Origin of the sequence: uncultured Rikenella sp. (assembly GCF_910577125.1) — a bacterium.
Taxonomy (GTDB): domain Bacteria; phylum Bacteroidota; class Bacteroidia; order Bacteroidales; family Rikenellaceae; genus Rikenella.
Genome location: NZ_CAJTMN010000164.1, coordinates 1 through 2912 on the forward strand (window position 1 = coordinate 1; position 2912 = coordinate 2912).

General features: G+C 58.4%; 2 protein-coding genes. Both read right to left on the bottom strand.

What is annotated here, in order from left to right:
- Positions 1-78 precede the first annotated feature (78 nt).
- The gene (locus tag QZ292_RS10150; RefSeq protein ID WP_294601190.1) at positions 79-1059 is read right to left on the bottom strand and encodes an efflux RND transporter periplasmic adaptor subunit; all 981 of its coding nucleotides are present in this window, start codon (positions 1057-1059) and stop codon (positions 79-81) included.
- A 41-nt stretch (positions 1060-1100) separates the two neighbouring features.
- A complete protein-coding gene (locus QZ292_RS10155; protein ID WP_294601192.1) occupies positions 1101-2534 on the bottom strand; it encodes a TolC family protein in 1434 nt (477 codons plus the stop codon).
- Positions 2535-2912 lie beyond the last annotated feature (378 nt).

Consider the following 2912-nt stretch of genomic DNA (forward strand, 5'->3'; position numbering starts at 1 on the left):
TCCTCTAAAGTTTTTTTGGTTCTTTTTGTTCACAAAAAGAACAGTACCCTCCCGGCAAATACAAGATAACAGAACGGTTTATAAACTATTGTAGTCCACCGTGACCGACATTCCCGGTCTGAGGTTAGCGATCGGCGTCGCCGGTCGGGCATGCACCTCGAACGTTTTGACATCGAATTCGCCGCTTGTGCGCGTCGCCGCCCACGTCGCATACGACGCCTCCGCCGCGATGTAAGTCACCTTCAGCTCGTATGTTTTGTCCAGCGCCGGGAAATAGGCATCGAGTTTCGTTCCGAGTTTGATTTTGGGGAGTAGCGTCTCTTTGATATTGAAGACCGCCCACGAGTCCTTCAGGTCGACCACCGTCACCACCGGATATCCCGTACCGACCAGTTCGCCGTTTTCCGAAATGACGCTCGACACCTCTCCGTCCACCGGCGCGAACTGGCGCGTTTCGGTGACATACGACTCCACCTCGCTCACCGCTCCGCCCGCCTGTGCCACCAGCGCTTTGGCCGCCGCCTTTTCTTCCCACTGAGCCCCCTCCTGAGCCATGCTGTAACCCGCCTCCGCCGCCGTTGCCGTCGTCTTCATAGCCCGCAGATTCGCCTCCGCCTCGTCTAATTTCTGAGCCGGCACGACCCCCTGATCATACAGGTTTTTCACCCGGTCGTATGTTTTTTGAGCCAGTTCCAGCCCCGCCACCGCCTTCTGCCACATCTCATAGGCCTGCTGGATCTGCTGTTTCCGGGCTCCGGCATCCACCTTGTCCTGAATAGCCGCTGCCGCATCCTTCGCCGCCTCCGCCTGAGTCAGTTTGGCGAAGACCTCCGGCGAGCTGATTCCGTACAGGAACTGTCCTTTCCGCACCGCATCGCCCCGTTTGACCGCCAGGCTGTCCACCCGGCCCGGGACTTTGGACGACACTTTGTAGCTCGTCGCCTCGACCGTGCCCTGCATGATGTAAGGAGCGGGCTTGAGCACGAACCATCCGATGAATGCCACCACCGTGATTGTCGCGATGATGATGAGCGCAATGGTATATACTTTCGATTTCATAGTCCTGAGGAGTTGAAAATGAGACAGTCTGTGAGGAAAGATTAATCGTTGTTGATCGCCCGGAAGTCCGGCTGGAACATGTAGCTTCCGAACGCCTCGGTTTCACCGGCCAGCGCCAGCAGCTGGGCCAGCGTGACGTCGAACGTGTAAGCCGCCGCGAGCCGTTCCACCTTGGCTTTGGCGAGGTTCATCCGCGCGTCTACCACGTCCGAAGAGGGGGCGATCCCTTCGCTGAAAGCGCGTTGTTTGGCGTCGAGGTACGATTCGGCGAAAGTGACCGTCGCCTGCAGCGCATTCACCTCTGCCGCCGAACTTTTCAGCTGGTTATAGAGTTTTTCGGTCAGTGTCATCAGGTCGTTCTCGGCCTGCACCTGCATGGCTTCGACCTGCCGTACCTGTCGTTTGGCCGAAGCGTGTTTGTATTCGCTCCCCAAGCCGTCGAAGATGCGCAGTTTCACGCCGGCTCCCACCATCCACCGCGGTGCCAGCTGGGTCAGCTGCCAGTCCCACGCATTGACCGCCCCCATGGCAGCCACCTCCGGCAGGAAAGAGGCCCGAGCCGCCCGAACGCCCTCTTCGGCCAGTCGTCGGGTCAGTTCCACCTGTTTGAGAATCGGGCTGTTCTGTTTGACCCGTTCCTGATAGTGCGCCAGCGGCCGCAAACTGTCCACGATGAACAAAGCCGTCACCGGCAGGTATTGTGCCTCGCGGTTGAGCGAAGCGCCGAGCGCGCGGTTGATGGTACCGATCTGCAGTCCGGCCGCGGTCTGTTCCCCCTCCGCCTGGGCGAGGAACATCTCGGCGTAGAGTTTCTCGGTCGATGCGATCATTCCGTTGGCCTCCAGCTTGATAGCGTCGTCCAGGTGTTTCCGCATTCCTTCCGTGACCTCCTCGCGCACTTTCAGCACATGGTGTGCCAGCGAGAGTCCGTAATACCGTTCGACGACTTGTGCGAACAGGTCGGTCTGTGCCTTCGCCGCCTCCTGATCGCTCTTTTCGACGCCGATTTTAGCGGCATTCACCGCTGCGTTGATTTTACCACCCATATATATAGGTACGGCCGCCGTCGCTCCCACCGTGGCGAACTGTTTTTTCTGGAGCGTCAGGCTCAGGTCGAGTCCCTGCACCGCTTGGATGACTTCGCCCGGAATCGGGAAGGGAAGCGGCATCTGGCCGATGGCCTGCAGAGCGGCCTCTTTCTCCTTGTTCAGGTCGAAAGCCTTGATATCCTTGGACATATAGGTATATGCGGCACCTATCCCCAGTTGCGGCATCCGGAGTCCCCAGACGGATTTCCGGTTCAGCACGGCGGCTTCCTGTGCCTGCCGTTGCGCCTCCAGCACCGGACTTTGCCGGTAGCTGAGTTCGATGGCTTCCTGCAGGGTAATCGCTTGTGTGGTCTCCTGGGCGGTCGTAGTGCCGAAACAAATTCCGGCTGCGAGCATAGTGCCGATGGTACGTCGTGTGTAGTTCATCTGTTCGTCGTTCTAAAACACGCTGATCGTTATCTGTGCGGCAGAGATGGTCTGCCGGATTTTCAGTATCAATTTTTGTGCCTTTTTTGGGGCTGCTCTTGGCAGCGTCGGGACACCGGATAATACGGGGCTAATATATTAAAAATCGCTTGATTTTCCGCCGTTTGGTTTCGTTTTGGCATGGTAATTGTGAATTTTGGGGTCTGAATCGTTCTTTACAGAATTTCCCGGCGCGTGGACAGAGAACGGCGCGAAGCTTTGGGCCGATACAGCCTTAGCGATGCGTAAGCATCGCCCGTCCACGGGACGTGGGGCCCGCGCGGTCGAGCTTCGACTGCCCTCGGGCCGGGCAGGCCCCGCGTGCCCGCGGTGGGCAAT

Coding starts and splice junctions, on each gene's coding strand:
- QZ292_RS10150 (WP_294601190.1), bottom strand. CDS start 1,059: ATGAAATCGAAAGTATATACCATTGCGCTCATCATCATCGCGACAATC.
- QZ292_RS10155 (WP_294601192.1), bottom strand. CDS start 2,534: ATGAACTACACACGACGTACCATCGGCACTATGCTCGCAGCCGGAATT.